The organism is Paenibacillus sp. FSL W7-1332 (assembly GCF_037969785.1).
Taxonomy (GTDB): domain Bacteria; phylum Bacillota; class Bacilli; order Paenibacillales; family Paenibacillaceae; genus Paenibacillus_AQ.
In genome coordinates this window covers 7143586-7167984 of record NZ_CP150209.1, presented here as the reverse complement: position 1 = coordinate 7167984, position 24399 = coordinate 7143586, and the positions used below count along the sequence as shown (strand labels likewise).

The following is a 24399-nucleotide window of genomic DNA, read 5'->3' as shown; positions in this document are numbered from 1 at the left end:
TTTGGGTAACTTGATGGGAGTGTAGACATTTGGCCATGCAAAAATTTGCAGTGACACCCGGCTTTGAAGTGGGCGGAACGCTGTTCCGCCCGGATCAGCTGGCCGTATTGGGCTCCATCGTGGGCGATGACGCCCGTATTGAGATGACTACCTTTAAGCAGCTCTACGTGGAGATGGATGCAGAGCGGGTGGAAGAAGCCAAGGTGAAGCTGGAAGCTGCCGGACTTCAGGTTCATCCCGCCGGCTTTGTCTCCAAGAGCCTGATCACCTGCAACTTTTGCCGGGGAGCGGAGGATTCGGGACTGGATGTTGCAAAGATGCTGGATGAAGCAATCGCCGATCATCCTGTACCCAATCCGCTAAAGATCGGTTACGCAGGATGCGCGCTTGGCACCAGCGAACCGCTGCTGAAAGATATTGCCGTAATGAAGATGAGGAATACCTATGATATCTATGTTGGTGGAGAGCCGAGAGGGTTGAAGGCTGCTCTGGCGAAGCCGCTGCACACGGATTTAGCGCCGGATCAGCTGGCTCCGATCATCCAGAAGCTGATCGCCGTCTATCAGGAGAACGGCAAGAAGAAAGAGAAGTTCTCCCGCTTCGTGGATCGCATGACGCTCGAGCAGCTGCGTCAACTCACACTGGATGCACGGATAGATACGGCAGGGTAAACGTAAGGCTTAACAGGCATCACCTTTCGGGTGAATAGGATACGCCGAAACGAGGATGGATATACTTTCAAGAGCACCTGAGGGTGCTCTTTTTTCTATATAGATTAGAACACGCTAACCACTGGAATCCCTGCTTGGATCGATCTCGCGAGATCAACTCTGAACGCATTTTGTCTTCTCTAATTGCGACACGGGAGCTTTTTTATGGATGAGGACAGTGGGAATAACAACCATATTGGGCATTTTATCGTGGTTGACGATCGATGTGAAAGGGTATACAATTTAGATTGTTAAAAGCTTTTAACTATTTAAATTTGTAATATATTTGTAAGGACTTCGTTGTGCATCGAGGTGATGAAACTGGATAAGAGGGAACAATTATCTAACATGGTTGCCCGTCAGATGATGACGCTTGTGGCGAACTATGCCAAGATTCTGGACAATGATTTGACCGGCCCGCAGTACTACGTGCTTCAGACCTTGGCGTATGAGGGGCAGCAGACCAGCTCGTATTTTGCCAATGCCTTGAATGTTACGCTTTCGGCTGTGACCAACTTGAGCAACAAGCTGGTCAGCAAGGGTTATATCGAACGGGTGGCGTCAAGCGAGGACAGGCGTCAGGTCTATCTTAAGATTACGGAGCAGGGCCGTGAAGTTGAAGCCCGGATGATTGCGAAGTACCGTGAATTAAATGAGGGATTATGGTCGGATATCTCGGATCAGGAGATGGATGTGTTAATCGCTTCATACGAGAAGATGATTGAACATTTGCAGCTTAAGATCGGGCAGTCCACAGAAGATAGCCAAACCAACGACTAATATTCAGGAGGGTTTCCCATGGGGAGATTAGACAATAAAGTAGCCATCATTACAGGTGCAGCAGGTGGGATGGGTAAAGCTGACGCTCTTTTGTTTGTGCAGGAGGGAGCCAAGGTTGCGATTACGGACTTACAGGAAGACAAGATCAAAGACGTCGTAGCCGAGATTGAAGCCCTTGGCGGCGAGGCGATCGGATTCAAGCACAATGTAGCTTCCGAGGAAGACTGGGTTCGTGTCGTGGACGAGACCGTTCAAAAATTCGGCAAGATCGACATTCTGGTCAACAATGCGGGTGTCTCCAATGCAACGCCGTACATGGATTTGACGGTAGAGGGCTGGGAGAAGACGATGTCGATTAACGTTACGAGCATATTCCTCGGTCAGAAATATGTCATTCCGCACATGATCGAAGCCGGCGGCGGTTCCATCGTCAACATCTCCTCCATTGCCGGCCTGACAGGGGGCAGCGGCGCCGGTCCTTACACGGCAAGCAAAGGCGCGGTACGCATGCTGACCAAAGCCACGGCCGTGGACTTTGCGAAGCATAACATCCGCTGCAATTCGGTTCACCCTGGCTACATCGAAACGCCAATGACGGTGGATCTGTTCAAGGATGAGCAAATGATGCAGTGGTTCCAATCCCAGACTCCGCTTCCGCGCCTGGGCAAAGCGGAAGATATCGCACGCGGCGTATTGTTCCTTGCTTCGGATGAGTCTTCCTATATTACAGGCGTTGAGCTGCCGATTGATGGGGGATATTTCGCGAAGTAAATCATGCTTTCCATTGATCTGTATTTATAAGCGATAGACGACAGAACGATAGGGATACAAACTCGGTTAGAACTAATTTTATATTTTCGTCAAGGGGAGTGTTGTTTCATGTCCGATAACAAACAGATCGCTGTCATTACCGGCGCAGCCAGCGGGATCGGCAGAGCCAGCAGCTTGAAACTGGCAGAGAACGGTGCAGCGGTAGTACTCGTCGATTTCAACAAGGAAGCCGGCGAAGAAACGCTGCGTTTGATCAAGGAGCAGGGCGGAGAGGGCATCTTCGTGCAAGCGGACGTGACGAAAACTGAAGATGTCCAGAACTACGTGAACAGGGCGGTCGAAGCATACGGCCGAATCGATTTCTTCTTCAACAATGCAGGCATCGTGCAGAAGTTTTCGATGCTGGATGATATCGACGAGGACGAATTTGACCGTCAAATGTCCGTGAACGTTAAGGGTGCTTTCCTCGGCATGAAGTATGTGTTGAAAGTCATGAAGGAGCAGGGCAGCGGACATATCGTGAACACCGCTTCCACGGCAGGTATCCGCAGCGAGCACAGTGCAGCCGCTTATTCGGCAAGCAAGCATGCGGTGGTGGGCTTGACGAAGGGAGCAGCGCTGGAATACGTGAAGCAGGGCATTCGCGTGAACGCGATTTGTCCGGGAGGCGTTCAGACGCCGCTTACGGCAGCGGTAGCCAAGTCCTTCATGGAAGGGGGCTACGTGCCTGAGGAAGTGGGCAACATGCGGATGGGGCGCCCGGCTGAGGCGGATGAAATCGCGAACGTGGTTGCTTTCCTGGCTTCCCCAGGCTCCAGCTACATGACAGGCTCGCTGGTTACGATTGATGGCGGATTGACGCTGTAAGATATAAAAAAAGACCAGTCAAGCACCGGAATACCGGGTTTGACTGGTCTTTTTGGTATAGCATTTATTTGATGCCGACGACATCCGCCAGCAGCTCATAAGAACGCAGGCGCGCCTCATGATCATAGATGGCGGCCGCGACAATGATTTCGTCCGCATTCGTTGACTGCTGGAACTGCTCCAGCTGCGCGCGGACGGTTGCGGGACTGCCGATGGCAGAGAAGCTCAGCTGGCGCTTCACGATGGCCTGCTCCTGCAGGTTCCATAGATCATCCATGCTGTCCACCGGCGGACTCAGCTGGCCGGTGCGGCCGCGGATGATATTCAGGAACTGCTGGTACGGCGAGGTAGCCAGGCGCCGTGCTTCCTCATCGGTATCGGCACAGATCACGTTCACGCCGATCATGGCATAAGGCTTGCTCAGCTCGGATGAAGGACGGAAGCTGGTGCGGTACAGGTCGAGCGCGGCCATCAGATAATCCGGGGCAAAGTGGCTCGCAAAAGAGAACGGAAGCCCCAGCTGTCCTGCCAGCTGCGCACTGAAACCGCTGGAGCCGAGCAGCCAGATCGGTACATGCAAACCTTCGCCGGGAATCGCCCGGATACGCATGGACGAGCCTGAGGTGGGCTGGAAGTAATTCCGCAGCTCGCCGAGGCGATCCGGGAAGTCCTGCCCGTCGCTGCCGGGACCGCGGCGAAGCGCCCGAGATGTGAGCTGATCCGATCCCGGCGCACGACCTAAGCCGAGATCGATCCGGCCGGGATAGAGCGATTCCAGGGTGCCGAACTGCTCGGCTATGACCAAGGGAGCGTGGTTCGGCAGCATAATGCCGCCGGCTCCGACGCGGATCTTGCTCGTGCCCCCGGCGACATGGCCAATGACGACCGAAGTGGCCGAGCTGGCGATTCCCGGCATATTGTGGTGTTCGGCAAGCCAGTAGCGGTTATACCCCCACTTCTCGGCATGCTGGGCCAGATCGAGCGTATTTTGCAGCGACTGTGCAGCGGTGCTGCCCGCTGTAATCGGGGCGAGATCCAGAATGGAAATAGGGATATCGCGAAGCGTTTTGGGCGCTGTATGATCAAGATGGGGTTCTGTCATATTGAATGACCTCCTTATTCGTGCACTGCACGGTAAGTTGTTATATAGGGAGAAGACAACCGTCTAAGTGGATGCCGGAAAAAAAGAAACCTATTTATCGATAGTTGGTATCCCTATATAACGAACATTATATACCTACTTAATCCATAAGAAAAATATACATCGCTGAACCTCCACAGAAGCCAGACCGCATTAAGAGGAAATTTTTCTTGCGATTATCGAATGGTTCAGCATCGCTGAAAACATAGGGCTTCGATAATCTAAAGAAAAATATACATCGAAGAACCTTCAGAGAAGACAGACGTATCTTCATTTACTATATGCTTCCTAAGCCTTTTCAAGTAAAAAAGATTACCCTCACTTGTGAGGGGCCGTTCGAATAGAAGGGATATTCCGGTCCAGCGGCCATGTTTGGCAAGGACAGCATAACAGACCATAGAAAATAACAAGAGGAAAGGCAGCCGGATCGCCGGCTGCCTTTATATGTCGCTACGAATGGATGGTCTCGGATGACAGCCTATAGGATCGCACCCTATTCGTACTGCAGCTTTCTTTACTCCATGACTGCATCGGCTGGCGGCTCGATTCGCTCCATCCCGTTCATGTAAGGTCGGAGCGCCTTCGGTATGAGAATCGAGCCATCGGCCTGCTGGTGGTTCTCCAGCAGCGGGATAAGAATTCGCGGCGAAGCCACGGCCGTATTGTTCAGGGTGTGGCAGTAGCGCAGCTTGCCTTCCGCGTCCCGGTAGCGGATGTTCGAGCGACGCGCCTGAAAGTCGAGCAGATTCGACGACGAGTGGGTCTCCCCATAAGCACCGCGGCTTGGCATCCACGTCTCGATGTCATATTGCTTGTACGTTTTCTGCGACATATCCCCGGTACAGACGGCAACGACACGGTAAGGCAATTCGAGCTTTTGCAGCAGCTCCTCGGCATTGGCCGTGATTTCTTGTAGAAGCTGCTCCGAGGCTTCCTCGCAGGCTTCGCAGAGAACGACCTGTTCCACCTTGGCGAACTGATGCACCCGGTACAGGCCGTGGACGTCCCGGCCGCCCGAGCCGACCTCGCTTCGGAAACACAGCGATGCTGCCGCCAGGCGAATCGGCTGTGCCACATCGACGACTTCACCGCTATAGAACGATACGAGCGGCACCTCCGAGGTACCGACGAGCCACTTATCTTGCTCCGTAATTTGAAAAGCCTGATCCTGACCAAGCGGGAAAAAGGCGGTATTCTCCATGGCCTCCGTCCTTACGGTTAACGGTACGTCCATAAGGGTGAAACCCTTGGCGACCAGCATATCCACCGCAAGCTGCTGAACGGCCCGATGCAGCATTGCGCCGATGCCGGTCAGATAGTAGCTGCGCGTGCCGGCGGTTTTGACGCCGCGGGGGATGTCGATCATCCGGTGTTGCTCGCCGAGCGTGACATGATCCCTGTATTCATAATCAAACACGGGCGGCTCGCCAACACGTCTGATCTCCACATTGTCCTCATCCGAAGCTCCGACCGGCGTATCCGGCGAAACGATATTGGGCACAAGGATGAGCAGCTGGGCGTAATCCGCATCGACCTTCCGGTACAACGCTTCCTGCTTGTCAAGCTCCATATTGATATCCTTGACCTGCTGTTTCGTCCGCTCGGCTTCTTCCTGTTTGCCTTGCCGCACGAGCGTGCTGATCTCCTGCGAGATGGCATTGCGCCGCTGCCGCAATCCCTCCACGGTCAGCAGCAGCGTCCGACGCTGGTCATCCAGCCGGACAAGTTCGGCAACCGACAGGGCAATGCCTTTCTGGTCAGCTACTCGCTGCAGTTCTTCCTGATTCTCTGTGCTTTCCCGGATCCATTTCATATCTAGCATGATCACCGCGCTCCTTTTTCTGAAAAAAATAAAAAAGCGTCCTAGTCCATATGGGACGAGGGACGCTTATGCGCTCGCGGTGCCACCCAAATTGATTGAACCGTAACCTTATCACGAAACAGGCGGGTCCGTGTTCAATCCACTTTGATTCCGCGGTAACGGGCGGGTCCGGTTAACTTAGGGGGATGGCTGATCGGTTGAAGGATCGGATCCCCTTGACGAGAACGCCTCGGAGTTGGAAGCTCTTCATCGGCCTGATGTTGATATTGTTGTTCAGTATACCGCATGAGATGTCTTTTATACAAGGGGCTCTTCGGATTTTTGTGCTTCTGTTACATCGTGGCCGCTTTGTTCGCACTTCCCTGCTTCCATCCGGCAGGATGCTCCGCATCCCAGCGGAAGGTCCATGCGGCTGCGCCGAGGATAAGGATCGTGAAGCCTGCGAGGATCAGCAGGGGCATCCAGATGCCGGAGATATTGCCTTGCGGAGAAACGGCAGTGGACATGGCATCGACCAGGTAGTGGAACGGCTGCAGTTTCCCCAGGATGACCACCCATGCAGGCGCATGTTCTAAAGTATAGAAGGCTTCACTTGTCAGCAGCATGGGAAAACTCATCAGGTTCGAGATCATGTTGACATTGCCCTCATCCCTGGACAGGTTGGCTGCCAGAAAACCGAGTGCGGTAAAACAAACGGTGCCGATCAGAAGGACAAGCAGCATCAGCGTGAGCCCAGTCAGGCTTAGCTTCACTCCGAGCCTAAATAGACTCATGAGAATGACACACACGCTGACGAGCAGTGCCAGCACGGTTCGCGCCCCCGTCATTGCGGTAATGAACGAGACGGTACGAAAAGGTGTCACCCGCAGCAGCTTATAGATGCCGCGGTTGCGCTGGGCCATGACATTAAACGCGGTAACCATCGTGGCCCCAAACAAAATGTTGGTTGTCAGCACGCCCGCGAGGAGTCGGTGAGAATAGGCGGCGTCGTTGAAATATAGTCCCAATCCGATCAGCATGGCAATGGGAAAAACGATGTTCCAGACCAGGGTATGGGTGTCGCGGAACATGCTCCGCAGCATGGTGGTCATTATGATTCGCATAGATATTCCTCCTAAGGTTTTTATTCAATCGGTCGTTATTCCTGTTCATCAGTCAGTTGGATATACAGTTGTTCGAGGCTATCTGTTTGGTAATAGCTGAGGAGCTCATCCGGCGTGCCGGAAGCTTTCACCCGCCCATCACAGATGAGCACCAGCCGGGAAGCGAGTTTATGAACCTCCTCCATGTCATGCGAAGTGAAGACGATCGAGGTGCCCTTGTCTGCCAGGGAACGGATCAGCTCCCGGATATCCCGGCGTGCCCGCGGATCCAGTGCAGCGGTGGGCTCATCAAGGAACAGCAGCTTGGGTGTATGGACTAGCGCAATGGCAATGGCGAGTCGTTTCTGTTGGCCTCCCGAGAGACGAAGCGCATCGGTTTTGGCAGCATCCGCAAGCCCGCAGCTGCTAAGGTGGTCGATGAGCACCGCATCCTTGAGCCGATTTCCATAGAAAGCAGCGAACATTCGCAGATTCTCAAGGGCCGTAAATCCCGGAAAGAAGGGAGTGGATTGCAGCTGAAGCCCGATATGCGGGGCAGGATCCTTGGTCCAGTAGGTGACCGTGCCGATATCGGGTCGGCGCAAGCCCAGCACCAAATCCAGTGTCGTTGATTTCCCCGCGCCGTTCGGACCGATGATTGCAAGCACTTCACCTTCCCGTATATCCAGAGCCACATCATGTACGACCGTTCGCTGACCATAAGTTTTTCTTAAACCTTTCGCTTGAATGAGAGTAGGTAACATCATCTCGTGTTCACGATCCTTATTAACCAATATTATATATCCGATGTTGGATATTGATCGGAAATGAAAGCCGCAGCTGATGCTGAGGCTTATTCTTGAACGAGTGTTATGATCTTGTTGAGAAAGGCGATGTCTTGTTCCAGGATCGAGATCGCATTGTCGAAGGTGGCCAGGGCGATTTTGGATAAGCCGTACTGCCCCTTGATTTCTTTACCTGAACGCCACTGTGCAAGCGATTCTTCCACCTGCTTGAGGTTCTGCTGCAGCAGTTCAACCGCTTCCTGCTTCGGAACGCTCTCGATCCAGACCAAACCGAGTGAGAAGTCGGATTTGACGGTGTGGGGAGGAAGCGTCAAGGTTTCACGGATCATCTTCTGAAATAACTTCTCGCCTTCATCCGTAATACTGTAAATTTTGCGAAGTCTCGCACCGGTCCGCTCTTCAGCAGTGGCTGCAATCAGACCGTCGCTTTCCATCTTGTTAAGTGCATAATAGATGGAGCCGGACAGTATATTCGTCCATATGTCCATGCGGCTGGCCTGAATAAGCTGCTGAATTTCGTAGCCGTGCATCGGACGCTGGCGCAGGAATGAGAGCAGGATGAGGTTGGTCATGTTGGGTCACTTCCTTAGGATGTGTATGTGAAGAAGAACTTCATAACTGGATATCCAACGTTGGATATATATTGATAGTTATTATAGAGTCGATGGAATGAATTGTCAATAACCTGCGGAAAAATAGGTAAATGTCCCAAATGGATTGAATGAAAGCGATTTAACGTTTAGTCTAGTAGTGTGAACTAGTATGGCAGTTGGATGAGGAGGCTATAACGTCGATGAATTACAGACAATTGGGAAATACGGAGCTTCACATTAGCGAGGTCAGCTTCGGCACATGGGCGATCGGAGGCTCATGGGGGCAGACCGATGATCAGGAAGCCTTGAAGGGATTGGACCGCGCCATCGGCGAGGGCGTGAACTTCTTCGATACCGCCGACGTTTATGGCGATGGGCATGCCGAGGATTTGCTCGCGCGCGCAACCAAAGGGAGGGAAGATTCCGTGCATGTCGCCACCAAGTTTTGCCGAGCGGGTGATATTCACGATCTTCAGACCTATTCCGAAGCGTCGATCCGTCGTTATTGCGAGAACAGCCTGAAGCGGCTGCGGCGTGAACGGATTGATCTCTATCAGGTTCACTGCCCTCCCTTCGCGGTGTTGAAGGACGGGCGAGTGTTTGAAGTGCTGGACAAGCTGCAGGCCGAGGGGAAAATCCGGCATTACGGCGTCAGCGTGGAGACGGTGGAGGAAGGTTTGTTTTGCCTGGGGGTACCTGGCGTAAGGTCGCTGCAGGTTATCTTCAACCTGTTCCGCCAAAAACCGCTGGCCCAGCTGCTCCCGAAAGCCAAAGCGTCGGGCGTCGGCATTTTGGTGCGCTTGCCGCTTGCCAGCGGTCTGTTAACCGGGAAATTTACGGAGACCACCACCTTCAGCGAAGGGGATCACCGGAATTTCAATGCGAACGGGGAGCAGTTTAACGTGGGCGAGACCTTTGCCGGCCTGCGGTTCGAAAAAGGGGTTGAGCTCGCCAGAGAGCTCGCTTGGATTGCCGAGGGCCGAGGCGACATGGCCCGTGCATCCATGCGATGGATTCTGGACTGTCCCGAGGTCACCGCCGTGATTCCCGGCTTCCGCAACGTTCGCCAGATCGAAGACAATCTGGGCACGCTGGACGTGCCTTCGTTCAGTATGGAGGAGAAAGAGCGCCTTGCGCTTTTTTATCAGGAGCAGGTAGCCATGCACATCCGCGGTGCCTATTAAGCCGAAATCCGAGGTAAATCGTAGAGAAGCTCCCCGATCATTCGGGGGGCTTTTTGTGTAGGAGGAGGGCTTTGTACAGAACGAATGCAGCTGCCGCAGTGCTGCTTTAAAGCATATCCTATGCTTGATCATGGTAATGATACTATAATATAGGCAAAGAATTCTGAATCGGAATGTGTTCAGCAGGAGGATTGCCGTTTTGAATGACTTGTTGAAGCGGGAGCATGACATCATCAAGGTTTGCTTATTAGCAGGAAAAATTATGTTGCAAAGCGGTGCGGAAACCTATCGGGTCGAGGATACGATGATGCGGATCGCTGCGGCTTTCGGCGTAGGGAACAGCCACAGCTATATGACTCCGACCGGGATTATCTTCTCAGTGGAGGAGCCTCAGCATATTACGCGGCTCATTCGTATTTCGGATCGGACAACCAATCTCGATAAGATCCATCAGGTCAACAGCGTGTCTCGGAGCATAAGCCTCGGTGAGCTGACGATTGAAGAGGCACACAAGGCGCTTGAGAAAATCGAGCATGAACAGGCGATTTATCCGACATGGCTGTTGATTCTCCTGTCCGCGATCGCAAGCGGCTGCTTTCTCATTATGTTTCGCGGCATCTGGCCGGATTTCGTACCGGCGGCCATAGCGGGCGGTCTTGGCTTCTCCTGCTTTGTATTCATGCATCGGGTCATACCGGTGCGATTCTTCGCCGAATTCTCGGGAGCGCTGGTCATCGGCATAACCTCCGTATGGATGGTCAGATACGGACTCGGCCATCAGCTGGATACGATCATTATCAGTTCCGTGATGCCGCTGGTACCGGGCTTGCTGATCACGAATGCTATCCGCGATCTGATGGCGGGGCATTTGATATCCGGCTTGTCCAAAGGCGCGGAGGCATTTGTTACGTCCTTTGCCATCGGTGCAGGTATTGCGTTTACGTTGTCATTCTAAGAGATGAGTGAGTGGAGGTGAAGATGGTGGCAACCTTTTATATACAGCAGCTCATCACGAGTTTCGTTGCTTCGGCGGCCTTCGGGATCCTATTTAACGTACCCAAAAAAGCACTGCTGCAGTGCGGGTTTGCGGGCATGGTGGGCTGGCTGCTCTACATCCTGCTGCAGAACATGATGGTTGAGCCGGTGACGGCTACCGTATTTGCGGCTTTTTGCGTGACGATGATCAGCCATTTTTTCGCCAAAAAATACAAGACTCCCATTATCGTGTTCAGCGTGTCAGGGATTATTCCGCTTGTACCGGGCGGTGTTGCCTATAATGCCCTTCGCCATGTAGCCCAGAATCAATTCGACCAGGCCGTCCAGCTGGGGGCGCAAGCGTTCATGATTTCAGGCGCCATCGCGCTGGGTTTGCTGCTATCGGAGGTGACCAATCAGGTCATCCGGAAATGGTCGATAACCCGGAGAAGAGCCGGAAAACCCAATTCGACCGGCTCATCGTAGGATCTTGCGATTTAGAGAGACCTAACTAACACATCAGGATGCTGAACAGATTCGGATGGTTTGGCTTGCAGCTGCTTACTGGCCGTATCTTTCGCTTAACTGCGGGGGATACGTTTTTTTTGTGTGCACTAAAGGATATGTCCCCTGCGTGAATATTTTTACATAAGTTTCATGTTATTCCTTTTTATTGTCCAAATCCTCGCTGTGCTATATAATCTTTACTGCATGAAATGAAACCGCATTCAATTCTATTCAATCTATCGATATCGTACACTGACCGTCAGATGAAGATTCCTAGTCCATCAAAGAAGAGGGATGTCCATGCAGGAGTTGACGCTGCATCTGTTCGAACGGATGGGCATGCTGCTCATCCTGACGTTTATACTGACGAGAATTCCTCTGTTCCGCCAATTGCTGGACCGCAAAGAGATGTCCGGCACGCGGATGTTCATCTATTCTTGTCTGTTTGGCCTCTTCGGCATCCTCGGGGTGTATGCAGGCGTTGTCGTGGAGAATGGCGAATCAAGCTCCTCCTTCTGGCTGATGCGGCTGACGGAGGAGCAGGCTCTGGCCCATTCCGCCCTGGTCGGCGTTGTGATTGGCGGGCTGATTGGCGGGCCCCGCGTTGGCATCGGGGGCGGACTTCTGGCAGGCGCCCATCTCCTGTATATCGGGGGCTACACGGGGCTGGCAGGAGCGATCGCCGTACCGCTTACGGGCGCCCTGGCCGGGGGCGTAGCCCGATTCTTCTCGCAGGAGCGGGTGATCTCGCCGGCAAAAGCGTTATTCGTCGGCATGTTCGCCCCGATCCTGCACATGGGAGTTATTTTGATCTGTGCGGATGAGCCGGACCGCGCGGTTGAGCTGGTCAACCTGATCGGTCTGCCGATGGTGCTGACTAACAGCATATCCATTGCGATCTTCACGACGATGCTGCGCGTTGCGCTCACCGAGGAGGAGCGGGCAGCCGCGTACGAGACGGAGAAGGCATTCCATATCGCGGAAGCGGCGCTGCCCCATCTGAAGCAGGGCTTAACGTACCGAACGGCTCAGGCCGTGGCCACCTTGCTGCTGCGCGAGCTGAAAACAACGGCCGTCGCCATTACGGATACGGAGCGGTTCCTGGCCCATGCCGGTGCCGCCAGCCGTACCATTGATCCCGGAGAAGAGATCACATCCGACTTGACCAAGAATGTCATTGCGACCGGCGAGCTTCGGATCATAGAGAATGCGGAAGATATTCAGCCTCGTCATCCGGCGCTCGGCGCCGCCATTCTTGTCCCGATGATCGAGGGTCACGAGATCGTAGGCGTCATTCAGTTCTATTTCAAGCGGCCCCAGGATATTCGGCGCGTCGAGCTGGTGATGGCCCAAGGGCTTGGACAGCTCATTTCCTATCAGCTCGGGGCCACGGCTCACGAGAAGATGAGCCATTTAATGAAAGAGGCGGAGCTGAAGCTTCTGCAGGCGCAGATCAATCCGCATTTTCTGTTCAATACGCTCAACGCGATCCATTCGTTGATCCGGAGCGATCCGCTGCTGGCAAGGCATGCCACGATGCAGCTGGGGGCGTTCATGCGCTTGAACGTCAAGGTCATGGCCTCCCGCAGAACGACCATTCGTGAGGAAATGGAGCTGTTGAATGCTTATCTGGACATTATTCAAATCCGGTTCGAAGATCAGTTCACGTTTGAATGCCAGCTGGATCCGGTGCTTGGCGAGCTTATGATTCCGCCTGCAACGCTGCAAATGCTGGTGGAGAACAGCATTAAACACGGCTTGCGCGATAAGGCGAGCGGGGGCATCATCCAGCTGACCCTAAAGCGTGCGGGCGATCTGGCGGTTGTACAACTGCGGGACAACGGGGCAGGCATCTCGCCTGAGGTGCTGGACAGTCTCGGCGAACAGCCGATCATCGGCAGCGAGGGTACGGGAAACGGCATTTACAATATCAATCAGCGTTTAATCAGCATGTTTGGCAAGGAGGCCAGACTCATCGTAGAAAATCTTGCAGAGGGCGGATGCAGCATATCCTTCAGCATCCCCTGCAGTCTATCGGAAGGGAGCCGGTACCGTGAAGCGAATTAAAGCGATGATAGCCGAAGACGAACGATTGGCAAGGGAGGAGCTGGCTTACCTGCTGGAACAGGAGCCTGATATCGAGCTGCTTCCTCATGCCGCAAACGGCCGGGAACTGCTTGAGCTGGTTCCCTTACGGCAGCCTGATGTCGTCTTTCTCGACGTTCATATGCCGGAGCTTGAAGGGTTGCAGGCTGCGCGAATGCTGAAAGCCTCCCCGATCTCGCCCTTCATTGTATTTACGACAGCCTATGACGAGTATGCTGTCGAGGCGTTTGGTCTGAATGCGATTGATTATCTGTTGAAGCCTTACAGCCATATGCGATTAAAGGAAACCCTGCAGCGAATACGCAGCAGGGTTCATGAAGGGCAAACCCCGCAAAAGCAGGAAGCTTATGATGTCGTCCCACAGGCAGCCTCGTATCCTTCCACTGAGGCTGCTGCCCGCAGCATGCGCGGAAAGCTGCTGTTCGATGATGGGGACAAGCATGTGCTCGTCGATCCCGAGGCGATACTGTACGCGGTGCGCGAGGAGCGGGTCATCCGCATCTGGACGGCGGAAGGCCAGCGGATTACGAGCAAGAGCACGCTGCAGGAGCTGGAGGAGAAGCTGGCAGGTTACTCGTTCTTTCGTCCTCATCGCAGTTACCTGGTTAACGTGAACCGGATTGCAGAGCTGTCCCCTTGGCAGAACGGCGCTTACAATATTGTGCTAAAGGATGAGCAGCGGACGATGATTCCCTTGTCGCGGGAAGCCGCCCGGGATTTGTTCCGGTTGCTTAGGGAGGCATAGGGGGAAGCGCGGAAGGACGGTGATGGTCTCCCGGTTCAGGCGGCATATCCGTCCTTTCGCACACCCTATCGGACGTTTCGCGCAGGAGCTGTGGTCGCGGGCAATCCTCCTGTATATAATCATTCTAAAGCGCTTTCATTCATGGGAGACGCCATAGAATCCTGATCGTTAATGGAGGGAAAGGAAATGGAAGAAAAAGGCTATACCGAAGTATGGCATTCTGAAAAATTCAAAACACTGCTCTCCCGCAAGAAACGGTTCATTATTCCGATGACCGTCTTTTTTCTTCTGTTTTACTTTGCGCTGCCGATTCTCACTTCGTACACCGACGTGTTGAACCACCCTGCGATCGGCCCGATCACGTGGGCATGGGTATTTGCATTCGCGCAGTTTGTCATGACATGGGTCTTGTGCATCCTGTACTCCCGCAAGGCGGCCCAGTTCGATCGTATGGTAGACGATATTAAAAAGGATATGGGGGCGTAATCGACTATGGCTATCGCGTTGTTTTGCGGAATTGTATTGCTCACGCTGATCATAACGTATTACGCTGCCAAGAAAACAACCAACACCAGCGATTTCTATACGGCAGGCGGAGGGCTCAAGGGCTGGCAGAATGGGACAGCCATTGCCGGCGACTATATGTCTGCTGCCTCCTTCCTTGGCATCGCAGGCTCGATCGCGTTAGTCGGCTTTGACGGATTCTTTTATAGCATCGGTTTCCTTGTAGCTTATCTGGTGGTGCTGTACCTTGTCGCCGAGCCGCTTCGGAACCTCGGGAAGTATACGGTGGCGGATATGATTGCCGCTCGTTTCTCCGACAAGAAAGTGCGCGGCGTTGCAGCGCTGAATACGATTTCCATCTCCATCTTCTACATGATCGCGCAGCTGGTTGGGGCAGGCGCACTGATTAAGCTTTTGTTGGGACTGGACTATGTCACGTCCGTGCTGATTGTCGGCGTGCTCATGACGATCTATGTTGTCTTCGGCGGCATGCATGCCACGAGTTGGGTTCAAATCTCGAAGGCCGTGCTGCTCATGGCCGGCACGTTCATCATCTCGCTGATCGTATTCGCCAAATTCGATTTCAGCCTGACCCAGATGTTCCATCATATGAAGACGGCTACGCCGCTGCAGGAGGCATTCCTGAACCCGGGGAATAAATACAAAATCCCGCTGGAGACGCTGTCGCTCAATCTTGCGCTCGTACTCGGCACGGCAGGTCTGCCGCATATTTTGACCCGTTTCTTTACCGTTAAGGACGCCAAGACGGCACGCAGCTCCGTGGTATACGCTACCTGGATTATCGGCATCTTCTATGTCATGACGATCTTTCTCGGTTTTGGGGCTGCCGCCTTTGTAGGCGCGGCGGATATTACCGAGGTCGATAAAGCGGGTAACATGGCTGCCCCGCTCCTGGCCAAAGCGATTGGCGGCGATTTCCTGTTCGCGCTCATCTCGGCGGTTGCGTTCGCGACAATCCTCGCCGTGGTGACGGGGCTTGTGCTGTCCGCGGCATCCGCCTTCGCCCATGATTTCTACGGCCAAATCGTGCGCCGCGGTGAATCGTCGGAGAAGGAGCAGCTGAAGATGGCACGGTACGCATCGATTGGCGTATCCATTGTCTCCATTCTGCTCGCGCTGTTCGCTCAGAAGATGAACGTAGCATTCCTTGTCTCGCTCGCTTTCGCCGTTGCGGCCAGCGCGAATTTACCGGTCATCCTGTTCACGGTGTTCTGGAAGAGGTTTAATACGACAGGCGCAGTGACCGGGATGCTGACCGGGCTGATCAGCACGGTGATTCTTGTGGCGCTTAGTCCGAATATATGGGATCCGGCCGGAAAGGCAATTTTGATTGGCGATCCGATCTTTCCGATGAGCAACCCGGGCATCATCTCTATTCCGCTTGGCTTTCTGGCAGCTTATATCGGCACGCTGTTATCCTCTTCCAAGGATGAAGCGAAGTATGCCGAAGTGCTGGTCAAGGCCAATACGGGCGCGTAATCCGGATTCGATTCTTTGACCAAAAAGGGTGTATCCAGCTGCTTGGCAGCAAGGGGGATCGCCCTTTTTTGTCATTTTATCGTAAAATAAAGATATAACATGACTTTCAGGCTGAAGCGGAAGGAGGCATGCAAATGAACATATCCGGCATCGTTTTTTTTCTGGCGATTGTGGTCGGCACGTTAATGATTACGTATTATGCTGCCAGGCGGACCACGAGCACGAATGATTTCTATGCAGCGGGCAATCGTCTGAGCGGGCTGCAAAACGGCTTGGCCATTTCCGGTGACTATATGAGCGCGGCGTCCTTCCTTGGCATCGCGGGCTCCATTGCGGTGTACGGCTTCGACGGCTTTTTCTATTCGATCGGCTTTCTTGCCTCCTATGTGATCGTGCAGTACATCATAGCCGAGCCGCTTCATAACCTGGGCAGGTATACGATGGCGGATGCGGTGGCGGTCCGGTTCAGCGAGAAACGGCTGCGCGGATGTATAGCCGTCAACAACATGATGATTACGGTCTTCTACATGATTGCCCAGCTCGTCGGTGCCGGGTGGCTCGTGCATTTGCTGTTCGGGCTGGAAACGTCGCTCGCCATCGTGCTGGTCGGAGGCCTAATGACCATTTACGTCACGTTCGGCGGCATGCTTGCGACTTCCTGGGTGCAGATCGTCAAGTCCATATTGCTGGTGAGCAGCACCTTTATCGTGAGTCTCATCGTGTTGGCTAGGTTCGATTGGGATCTGGTTGGTTTATTCGAATCCATGAAGCGGGCGACCCCATTGCAGGAGCGGTTTCTGATGGCGGGTAATATGTTCGACCACCCGCTCGACATGCTGTCGTTTAATATGGCGCTGGTGTTAGGGACAGCGGGACTTCCGCATATTATTGCGCGCTTCTACACGGTAAAAGACCCGCGTACGGTCCGTTCTTCGGTCAAAACCGCAACGTTCACGATCGGCATCTTTTATGCCATGACCATTTTTCTTGGTTTTGGGGCGGCTGCCTTCGTCGATTGGTCCGTTTTGTCGGAACGGGTTGAGCTGGCGGCGCCGCTTCTCGCAAGCGCATTGGGTGGTGAATTCTTAATGGCCTTTGTATCGGCCGTTGCTTTCGCAACCATATTGGCCGTGATCTCGGGGCTTGTGCTGACGGCATCCTCCGCATTTGCGCATGACGTCTATAGCAGCATTTTCCGCAGAGGACGGGCGACCGAGGCGCAGCAGATGAGAGTGGCCAAGCTTTCGGCCATTGGGGTTGGCACTGCTTCGATTGTGCTCGCCCTCGGCGCGCAGAAGCTGAATGTGGCATTTCTTGTTTCGTTTGCGTTCGCGGTGGCGGCCTCGGCTAATCTGCCGGTGCTGCTGTTCACGCTATTTTGGCGGAGATTTAATACATATGGGGCCATGTCGAGCATTGCGGCCGGATTGGTATCCTCCTTGCTGCTCATGGCCGTGGGGCCTAACGTGATGGATCCCGGGGCCGGCTGGATCCGGGCGGAAGCGATTTTCCCGCTCAAGCATCCGGGTATCGTGTCCATTCCGATTGGTTTCGCTGGCGGTATTCTCGGCACCCTGCTATCCGGCAAAGTCGGCTCAAGCGGCCGATTCGAGACGATGCAGGCCATTGCCCATGTGGCCCCGGATGAGATTCGTACCCGCGAGCCGGGGTGACGCTTCATACCTCGGGATTATCCCTTTCGATGCTTCTTGCTTTATTTAATGCCAAGCCGCATGCGGTAGCTGAGCATAACGGGAAGTGTCCGCCCTTGGAAGTGCTCCTCGACCAGCGCATGGAACTGTGCGATTTTATCGTTCAATTCGGTTTGTTTCAGCTTGAACACGGTCTGGATACCGCCTTGACTGACGGCAAGGCCGGTATATCGTTCGGCGGTGAACGGCTCTATATGATGGAATACGATCTCCTTGGAAAACCGGAACACTCCGCTCTCCCGGATATGCTTCAGATGCTCGTTCTTATTCCCTTTATAGGCCTTTTCCTGTGCCTCCACATTGCGGTCGATGGTGGCCTCTGCCCATTCAATCAGCTCATGGTAGGATTGCTCGACCTTCCAGGTCAGGCTCGGCGGCCAATCACAATCATATACCGCGAATATCCCTTCCTCACGCAGAACGCGGGAAACCTCCTTCAACGTGCTGGCCGGGTCCATCCAGTGAAAGGATTGGGAACAGGTGATGATGTCCACGGACTGATCCGGGAGCGCCAATTGGTTCGAATAGCCGGAGACAAACCTGATGTCGGCAAGCTGCGCGCCGTGGCTGTCGTCAGCCTCTTCCTGCAGCGACTGCAGTTTGGCCATGGCCTTGCCCCGCATATCGTCATTCGGCTCAACGCCGATGATCTGGTCCGCTGCGTCTTTCCATGCAAACGAGGATAGTCCCGTTCCGCATCCCAAGTCGACAACGAGAGAGGGCTTGCGCTCCAAATAGCCTGTCAGCAGGGCGACAACCTCCTGGGGAGCTTCGGGGCGATGCTGGTCATAGGTATCCTCAAAGCCGGTGAAACGGTCCACGTTGCTGGCACGGTTGCCCTCGGGAACGAAATCCTTACTCCACACTTCGGTCATATCCTTGGTCATCATTATTCATCTCCTTATCCGGGTACATAAATCGGGCCTTGCAATTGGAGGTCTTGGCTGCTGCGAGTCAGGATTCATGCTCCAGTTGATGTGCCCTGCCGCTCTAATTCCATCATATCATAGGAAAGGAACTTATTAACAGATAGGCTTGACCCGGGTAGTGCCGATGCGGGTACAATAGAGAGAGCGAATGAGGAAGAGGGATGCGTATGAAGACACCAATATCACCGAAGGGAATCTTCTTCGATGTGGATGATACATTGTATGACCATCTGGCGCCTTTTCGCGATGCCGTTCAGAAGGTTGCCCGCCCTGATGGCACGTTTCCATATGAAGCCGCTTATCACCGGATGCGTTATTACAGCGACAAGCTGTCTGTAGAGCTCGGAGGGGCTGGCACGGCGGCATACGGGGAAGCGGTTGAGGATATGCGCAGACGTCGGTTCCAGTTAGCGCTGGCTGAATTCGGCGTAGGGCTGACCCTTGAGGAGGCGGAAACCGTACAGCAAGCCTACCTGGAGCGGCAGTATAACATCACGATGTTTGAAGGCGCCCGGGAGCTTCTTAAGAAATTGACGGATGCCGGGCATGTCGTTGGCTTGATCACCAATGGTCCGGCAGAACACCAGATGAACAAAATCGCGGCTATGCAGCTGGGTGACCTCATACCGGAGGAGCGGTTGTTCGTATCCGGTGCGGTGGGCTGGGACAAGCCTGATCCACGGATATTCCACCATGTGAACCGGCTGACCGGCACGGAGCCGAAGAGCTCCTATTACATCGGCGATTCGTGGCGCAATGATGTGGTTGGCGCATTGGCTGCAGGCTGGCATGTGATTTGGTTCAATCACCGGAGCGTTGGGCCGGAATCGGAGCATCAACCGCAGCATACCGTGGCGAGTTATGGCGAGCTGGAGCGGCTGCTGGATGAGGTTATCGGATAAAAAGGTGGGCGTTCCCTCTGATCCGCTGCCGAAGCGGGATGCTGCCGCATTATTCGAAAAATCTATTGCCAGGCTCTTTAAACGAAGGGCCTGATTTTTTTTGCACTATATTCAACCGATTGGTTGACTTTATAAAATGGTTCCATTATAGTTAACCATATGGTTGAACAAAATAATGAAGAACAACTGGATCACATTTTCCATGCACTGGCTGACCCGACCCGAAGAGAGATGGTGCGCATGATCGCATCGCAGGAACGGACGGTATCTGAGTTGGCTGAACCGTTTGACATGTCGCTTGCGGCAGCCTCCAAGCATATCAAGGTGCTGGAGCGCTCCGGCCTGCTCGAACGGTCCATCCATGGACGGACGCATACCTGCCGTCTGAACCCGAGTGTCATGTCCAGGGCGCTGGAATGGCTGCAATTCTACGAACGATTCTGGACCCGGCAATTTGATGTGCTTGAACGCGAGCTGAACAAAGCGAAGAGGGAGGAGCACTAGAAGAATCCTTAGGAATACCGCTGAACATCCTGGACAACGATGAGTAACGTAGGGAAATAGACGCAATACCACTTTTGATAAGAGAAGGATGATTGACATTGGAGAATGCCTCTACAACCACGCTGGTCATGAAACGTCAATTTGAGGTAGCACCGGAAAGAGTATTTGATGCCTGGTTAAACCCGGACATGATGCGTAAATGGTTGTTTACGCTGGAAGCGACGAACAAAATCGCCCGTAACGATCCGCGCGTGGGCGGAACCTGGGAGATTGTTGATGTGCGGGAAGGCAAGGAGTACCGGGCCATTGGAGAGTATCTGGTCATAGACCGGCCGCGCAAGCTGGTGCTCACCTTCAAGATGCCCCAGTTCAGCGACACTGTGGACCGCATTACGGTGGAGTTCAAAGCCGTGGACGCAGGATGCGAAATGACGTTCTCCCAGGAGATCGTTGTCCCTCATGAGGAAGACTGGACCGCAGAGGATATTGAGAAAGCGCTGACCGAATACCATGACCAAACCGAGCATGGTTGGGGTTATATGTTTGAGGGGCTGAAGCAGCTGTTAGAGACAGGGAAGATAAACTATCCATCCTAAACCAATGAATAAGGGAGCGTGTGTATCGATGAAGAGTGTGACCCCGTTTTTAATGTTTCAGGGCAACGCGGAAGAAGCCATGAACCATTACATTTCCATTATTGAGGATTCCGAAATCATCAGCATTACCCGTTATGGCCCCGATCAGCCGGGAGCCGAGGGAAGCGTCATGCATGCCACCTTTTCGTTGAAGGGACAAACGTTCATGTGCATCGACAGCAACGTGAAGCATGAGTTTACGTTCACGCCTTCCTTCTCCATCTATCTGACTTGCGAATCCGAAGCCGAGATCGAGAAGGTGTACGGAGCACTAATCGATGGCGGAGGTGCGATGATGCCGCTGGACAACTATGGATTCAGCCAAAAGTTCGGCTGGATCGCGGACAAGTTCGGCGTATCCTGGCAGCTTAACCTGCCAAGCGAAGCGTAGTCTTGAGCAGGTGATTCAGGTATAGGGACGGGCCCGGAAGGGGCCTGTCCCTTTTTACGCTGAGCCGCAAGGAAGGCATTGCCCAGCTCGATGCTCTCAATCAAGAGCCGTGCTGTCCCTCACCCTCACCGCCACCCGAACGGAAGAATATAACAATGCGGAGCCCCAAATCCCATGCCGCGGCTTACTCCGTGTACTGCTTTCGGAATTGCAGCGGCGATAGGCCGAAACGTGCGGAGAAGCGGCGGGAGAAATAGGGCGGATATTGAAATCCCACATGCTCCGCGATTCGAGCCATGGACCACTGGGTGGTCAGCAGCAGCCGCTTGGCCTGGTCCAGGCGGTATTGAAGCAGGTATTCCGTAGGCGTTACGCCGTGCGATTCCTTCATGCAGCGCGTCAGGTAGTTGTAGTGGAAATGCAAGTCGGACGATAAACGTGCGTTGCTGATGGGCTCACGATAATGCATTTTGATATAGGACTCAACCTGCTCCGCGACTTTGCGTACCCGCGATTGTTCCTGATCCGATCTCGACGGGTCCAGCAGCTCCAGCAGCTCGATAAACAGCGTCTGTTCGCGCCAAAATGCCGTGGACCTCGGTTCCGTTGCCAGCAGGTGCAGGGAATCGAACAGCTGATAGGCTTGCTCCGGATAAGGGATAGGGCCATGCTTTGGCAGCTTTATGTTGTGTGAGATCGAATCATCGCCGGCTGCGCTTGATGCTGCTGTCTGAAAATGCAGCCAATAAAAGGAGGTTTCCTCCTGGCCCCCCTGTACGGCGTAATGGTATGCATCCGGTAATAATACAACGCAATCCCCTGCGCCAAGCGCCCACTGCATATCTTCCTCGCCCAGGAACAAGCAGCCGCATTGAACCAGGATGAGATCGTAGACGCCAAGGTTTCTCCGGTTGGGATGAGACTCGCCCGGCATATAATGCGTTTTTCCGGATTCAAGGAAGTAGGGGAGCGGCGGTGAAGGAATGGAAAGAACGCTCCGTTCTGTCATGGTAACCCCTCCAGGGAAGTGTGAAATCGTATAAGAAATTAGGTCATTTCTGTTATCGTTTTCATCCTATCATAGAACGTAGAATGGGAAGTGTCGAGGCTTTATCATTCGAATCCCAAAGGAGTGTATATCCAAGATGATAACTCTTACTTCGCGTTCAGCTGCCGTCCCCCTTAAGCAAGTGAAACTGACGGACCCTTTCTGGTCCCGTTACATAGAGCTGGTAAGGGAAGTGGTGATCCCATACCAGTATGAAGCCCTCCATGATCGAATTCCGGGCGTGGAACCGAGTTATGGCGTGTCCAATTTTCGAATTGCTGCCGGCAGGGAGGAGGGGGAATTTGGCGGTATGGTATTTCAAGACAGCGATGTCGCCAAATGGCTTGAGGCTGCGGCTTATTCGCTTGCCATTCATCCGGATCCGAAGCTGGAGGAGCAGGTCGATGAGCTGATCGATCTTGTGGCCGCTGCCCAGCAGCCGGATGGCTATCTGAATACATATTTTACGGTGAAGGAGCCGGAGAAGCGCTGGACCAATCTGACGGATTGCCATGAGCTGTACTGCGCCGGCCATATGATTGAAGCCGGAGTTGCGCATTACCGGGCGACGGGCAAGCGGAAACTGCTGGACGTGGTATGCCGCTTGGCGGATTACATCGATACCGTCTTTGGACCCGAGGATGGCAAAATCCATGGGTTCGACGGCCATCAGGAGATTGAGCTGGCACTGGTCAAATTGTACGAGGTAACCCAGGAGCCGAGATATTTGAGTCTGAGTCAGTATTTTATAGATGAGCGCGGGACGGAACCCCACTTCTTTCTTCAGGAGTGGGAACAGCGAGGGCAGAAGTCATTCTACCGCTCTGTACTGCATCCGCCGCATTTGGCTTATCATCAGAGCCACCTGCCGGTCAGGGAACAGAAGGAGGCGGTCGGGCATTCGGTCCGCGCGGTTTACATGTATACGGCGATGGCCGATTTAGCTGCCAGAACGAAAGACCCTGCTCTGCTTGAGGCTTGCGTTAATCTGTGGCATAACATGGTCCGTAAACAGATGTACATTACCGGCGGGATCGGCTCCACCCATCACGGCGAGGCGTTTACCACGGATTATGACCTGCCGAACGATACCGTATACTCGGAGACCTGCGCATCCATCGGGCTGATCTTTTTTGCCCAGCGCATGCTGCAGCTGTCACCCAAATCGGAGTATGCGGACGTGATGGAGCGCGCGCTGTTCAACACGGTCATTGGCAGCATGGCTCAGGACGGGCGTCATTTCTTCTATGTGAATCCGCTTGAGGTATGGCCTACGGCCTGCCGTCATAATCCGGGCAAGTTCCATGTGAAGCCGGTTCGGCCGGGCTGGTTCGCATGCGCCTGCTGCCCGCCGAATGTGGCGAGACTGCTGTCGTCGCTGGGTGAATACGTGTATACGATGAATGACGATACGCTGTATACCCATCTGTACATTGGAGGCGAAGCCGAGGTCCGTCTCGGGAACGTGCCAGTGAAGGTAACCCAGACCAGCGCGCTGCCATGGGATGGGAATGTTACGCTTACGATTCAGCCTGAGCAGGCAGCCGAGTGGACCGTCGCTCTTCGCATTCCGGACTGGTCGCGCGGCAAAGCCGTTATGCGGGTGAACGGGCAAGAGGTGACCGTGGAGGATATTACCCAAGACGGCTATGCCTACGTGAAGAGAGTGTGGGCACCGAGAGATACCGTGGAATTGGCATTCTCCATGGAGATCCATCAAGTAAGAGCCAATCCCAACATACGGGGGAATGCCGGCAAGGCCGCGATTCAGCGCGGGCCGCTGGTATATTGCTTGGAGAGCGTCGATCATGGAGCGCCGGTATCCTCGCTGTCGCTCGCAGGCGATCCGAAGCTTCATTCCCGATTCGATCCGGATCTTCTTGGCGGAGCCGTTGTCATTGAAGGGGAGGGATGGCTTGAAGAGTCTGATGATTGGGGCGATGAACTGTATCGTTCCTCTCCGAAAAAGAGGCTTCCCGCATCATTAAAGGCCATTCCGTACTATTTATGGGGCAACCGCGGCGAGAATGAAATGACCGTCTGGGTGCGCGAGCTGCCGCACACGGTATAAGATCCTACAGCCCGCCTCTCCCGAAGGGAGTTGACCGAGGAACCAGCATACAAAGGATGCAACGGCAAAGCATGGACGATGCCGAACCACATAACATAAAGGGCTTGCCCAAGG

Annotated in this window: 24 protein-coding genes; 17 read left to right on the top strand and 7 right to left on the bottom strand. The window is 53.9% G+C overall.

What is annotated here, in order from left to right; genetic code table 11:
- Positions 1–29 precede the first annotated feature (29 nt).
- The 4 genes from MKX98_RS32560 (at position 30) to MKX98_RS32545 (ending at position 3128) form a co-directional block, all read left to right on the top strand.
- The gene (locus tag MKX98_RS32560) at positions 30–671 is read left to right on the top strand and encodes a nitrite reductase (protein WP_339220499.1); all 642 of its coding nucleotides are present in this window, start codon (positions 30–32) and stop codon (positions 669–671) included.
- 354 nt (positions 672–1025) lie between these two features.
- The gene (locus MKX98_RS32555) at positions 1026–1490 is read left to right on the top strand and encodes a MarR family transcriptional regulator (RefSeq protein WP_339220497.1); all 465 of its coding nucleotides are present in this window, start codon (positions 1026–1028) and stop codon (positions 1488–1490) included.
- Between the two features lie 18 nt (positions 1491–1508).
- Complete coding sequence (locus MKX98_RS32550; RefSeq protein ID WP_339220495.1) at positions 1509–2261, top strand: glucose 1-dehydrogenase; 753 nt, start codon at positions 1509–1511, stop codon at positions 2259–2261.
- A 108-nt stretch (positions 2262–2369) separates the two neighbouring features.
- Complete coding sequence (locus MKX98_RS32545; protein ID WP_071218728.1) at positions 2370–3128, top strand: SDR family oxidoreductase; 759 nt, start codon at positions 2370–2372, stop codon at positions 3126–3128.
- 64 nt (positions 3129–3192) lie between these two features.
- Here the strand turns inward: MKX98_RS32545 and MKX98_RS32540 are convergent, their stop codons facing one another.
- The 5 genes from MKX98_RS32540 to MKX98_RS32520 all read right to left on the bottom strand — a co-directional run bounded on the left by MKX98_RS32540 (position 3193) and on the right by MKX98_RS32520 (position 8551).
- Positions 3193–4230 (bottom strand): LLM class flavin-dependent oxidoreductase, encoded by a 1038-nt coding sequence (locus tag MKX98_RS32540; RefSeq protein WP_339220493.1) that lies wholly within the window; start codon positions 4228–4230, stop codon positions 3193–3195.
- A gap of 553 nt (positions 4231–4783) precedes the next feature.
- Positions 4784–6091: a serine--tRNA ligase gene (gene serS / locus MKX98_RS32535; RefSeq protein WP_194540059.1), complete on the bottom strand. Its 1308-nt coding sequence runs from the start codon at positions 6089–6091 to the stop codon at positions 4784–4786.
- 332 nt (positions 6092–6423) lie between these two features.
- The gene (locus tag MKX98_RS32530; RefSeq protein WP_194540058.1) at positions 6424–7194 is read right to left on the bottom strand and encodes an ABC transporter permease; all 771 of its coding nucleotides are present in this window, start codon (positions 7192–7194) and stop codon (positions 6424–6426) included.
- A 35-nt stretch (positions 7195–7229) separates the two neighbouring features.
- A complete protein-coding gene (locus MKX98_RS32525; RefSeq protein WP_220687215.1) occupies positions 7230–7940 on the bottom strand; it encodes an ABC transporter ATP-binding protein in 711 nt (236 codons plus the stop codon).
- 86 nt (positions 7941–8026) lie between these two features.
- Positions 8027–8551, bottom strand: coding sequence for a PadR family transcriptional regulator (locus MKX98_RS32520; RefSeq protein ID WP_194540056.1), 525 nt, complete (start codon positions 8549–8551; stop codon positions 8027–8029).
- 221 nt (positions 8552–8772) lie between these two features.
- Between MKX98_RS32520 and MKX98_RS32515 the strand changes: the two genes are divergently transcribed.
- The 8 genes from MKX98_RS32515 to MKX98_RS32480 all read left to right on the top strand — a co-directional run bounded on the left by MKX98_RS32515 (position 8773) and on the right by MKX98_RS32480 (position 17766).
- The gene (locus MKX98_RS32515) at positions 8773–9756 is read left to right on the top strand and encodes an aldo/keto reductase (protein WP_339220490.1); all 984 of its coding nucleotides are present in this window, start codon (positions 8773–8775) and stop codon (positions 9754–9756) included.
- A gap of 199 nt (positions 9757–9955) precedes the next feature.
- Entirely contained in the window at positions 9956–10711 is a 756-nt protein-coding gene (locus tag MKX98_RS32510; RefSeq protein WP_339220488.1) for a threonine/serine exporter family protein, read from the top strand.
- 23 nt (positions 10712–10734) lie between these two features.
- Positions 10735–11217 (top strand): threonine/serine exporter family protein, encoded by a 483-nt coding sequence (locus MKX98_RS32505; RefSeq protein WP_071218736.1) that lies wholly within the window; start codon positions 10735–10737, stop codon positions 11215–11217.
- A gap of 321 nt (positions 11218–11538) precedes the next feature.
- Positions 11539–13305 (top strand): LytS/YhcK type 5TM receptor domain-containing protein, encoded by a 1767-nt coding sequence (locus MKX98_RS32500; protein WP_071218737.1) that lies wholly within the window; start codon positions 11539–11541, stop codon positions 13303–13305.
- Positions 13292–14089: a LytTR family DNA-binding domain-containing protein gene (locus MKX98_RS32495; RefSeq protein ID WP_339220486.1), complete on the top strand. Its 798-nt coding sequence runs from the start codon at positions 13292–13294 to the stop codon at positions 14087–14089. The genes MKX98_RS32500 and MKX98_RS32495 overlap by 14 nt, the downstream gene beginning before the upstream one ends.
- A 186-nt stretch (positions 14090–14275) precedes the next feature.
- Positions 14276–14575 carry a DUF485 domain-containing protein gene (locus MKX98_RS32490; protein WP_339220484.1) on the top strand — a complete coding sequence of 100 codons (300 nt, stop codon included), beginning with the start codon at positions 14276–14278 and terminating at the stop codon, positions 14573–14575.
- A gap of 6 nt (positions 14576–14581) precedes the next feature.
- A complete protein-coding gene (locus MKX98_RS32485; RefSeq protein ID WP_071218739.1) occupies positions 14582–16093 on the top strand; it encodes a cation acetate symporter in 1512 nt (503 codons plus the stop codon).
- A gap of 134 nt (positions 16094–16227) precedes the next feature.
- The gene (locus MKX98_RS32480) at positions 16228–17766 is read left to right on the top strand and encodes a cation acetate symporter (protein WP_339220482.1); all 1539 of its coding nucleotides are present in this window, start codon (positions 16228–16230) and stop codon (positions 17764–17766) included.
- 41 nt (positions 17767–17807) lie between these two features.
- On the opposite strand, the gene MKX98_RS32475 is transcribed toward MKX98_RS32480, so the two are convergent.
- A complete protein-coding gene (locus MKX98_RS32475) occupies positions 17808–18692 on the bottom strand; it encodes a methyltransferase domain-containing protein (protein WP_339224640.1) in 885 nt (294 codons plus the stop codon).
- 203 nt (positions 18693–18895) lie between these two features.
- Between MKX98_RS32475 and MKX98_RS32470 the strand changes: the two genes are divergently transcribed.
- From MKX98_RS32470 to MKX98_RS32455, 4 genes are all read left to right on the top strand, one after another.
- Positions 18896–19636, top strand: coding sequence for an HAD family hydrolase (locus tag MKX98_RS32470; protein ID WP_194540050.1), 741 nt, complete (start codon positions 18896–18898; stop codon positions 19634–19636).
- Between the two features lie 159 nt (positions 19637–19795).
- The gene (locus MKX98_RS32465) at positions 19796–20140 is read left to right on the top strand and encodes a metalloregulator ArsR/SmtB family transcription factor (RefSeq protein ID WP_220687222.1); all 345 of its coding nucleotides are present in this window, start codon (positions 19796–19798) and stop codon (positions 20138–20140) included.
- Positions 20141–20238: 98 nt separating this feature from the next.
- The gene (locus MKX98_RS32460; RefSeq protein ID WP_220687565.1) at positions 20239–20736 is read left to right on the top strand and encodes an SRPBCC domain-containing protein; all 498 of its coding nucleotides are present in this window, start codon (positions 20239–20241) and stop codon (positions 20734–20736) included.
- Positions 20737–20764: 28 nt separating this feature from the next.
- Positions 20765–21166, top strand: a complete 402-nt coding sequence (locus tag MKX98_RS32455; protein WP_194540048.1) for a VOC family protein — start codon at positions 20765–20767, stop codon at positions 21164–21166.
- Between the two features lie 184 nt (positions 21167–21350).
- Here the strand turns inward: MKX98_RS32455 and MKX98_RS32450 are convergent, their stop codons facing one another.
- Complete coding sequence (locus MKX98_RS32450; RefSeq protein ID WP_339220480.1) at positions 21351–22175, bottom strand: AraC family transcriptional regulator; 825 nt, start codon at positions 22173–22175, stop codon at positions 21351–21353.
- A gap of 136 nt (positions 22176–22311) precedes the next feature.
- On the opposite strand from MKX98_RS32450, the gene MKX98_RS32445 reads away from it, so the two are divergent.
- Positions 22312–24285: a beta-L-arabinofuranosidase domain-containing protein gene (locus MKX98_RS32445; RefSeq protein ID WP_339220478.1), complete on the top strand. Its 1974-nt coding sequence runs from the start codon at positions 22312–22314 to the stop codon at positions 24283–24285.
- Positions 24286–24399 lie beyond the last annotated feature (114 nt).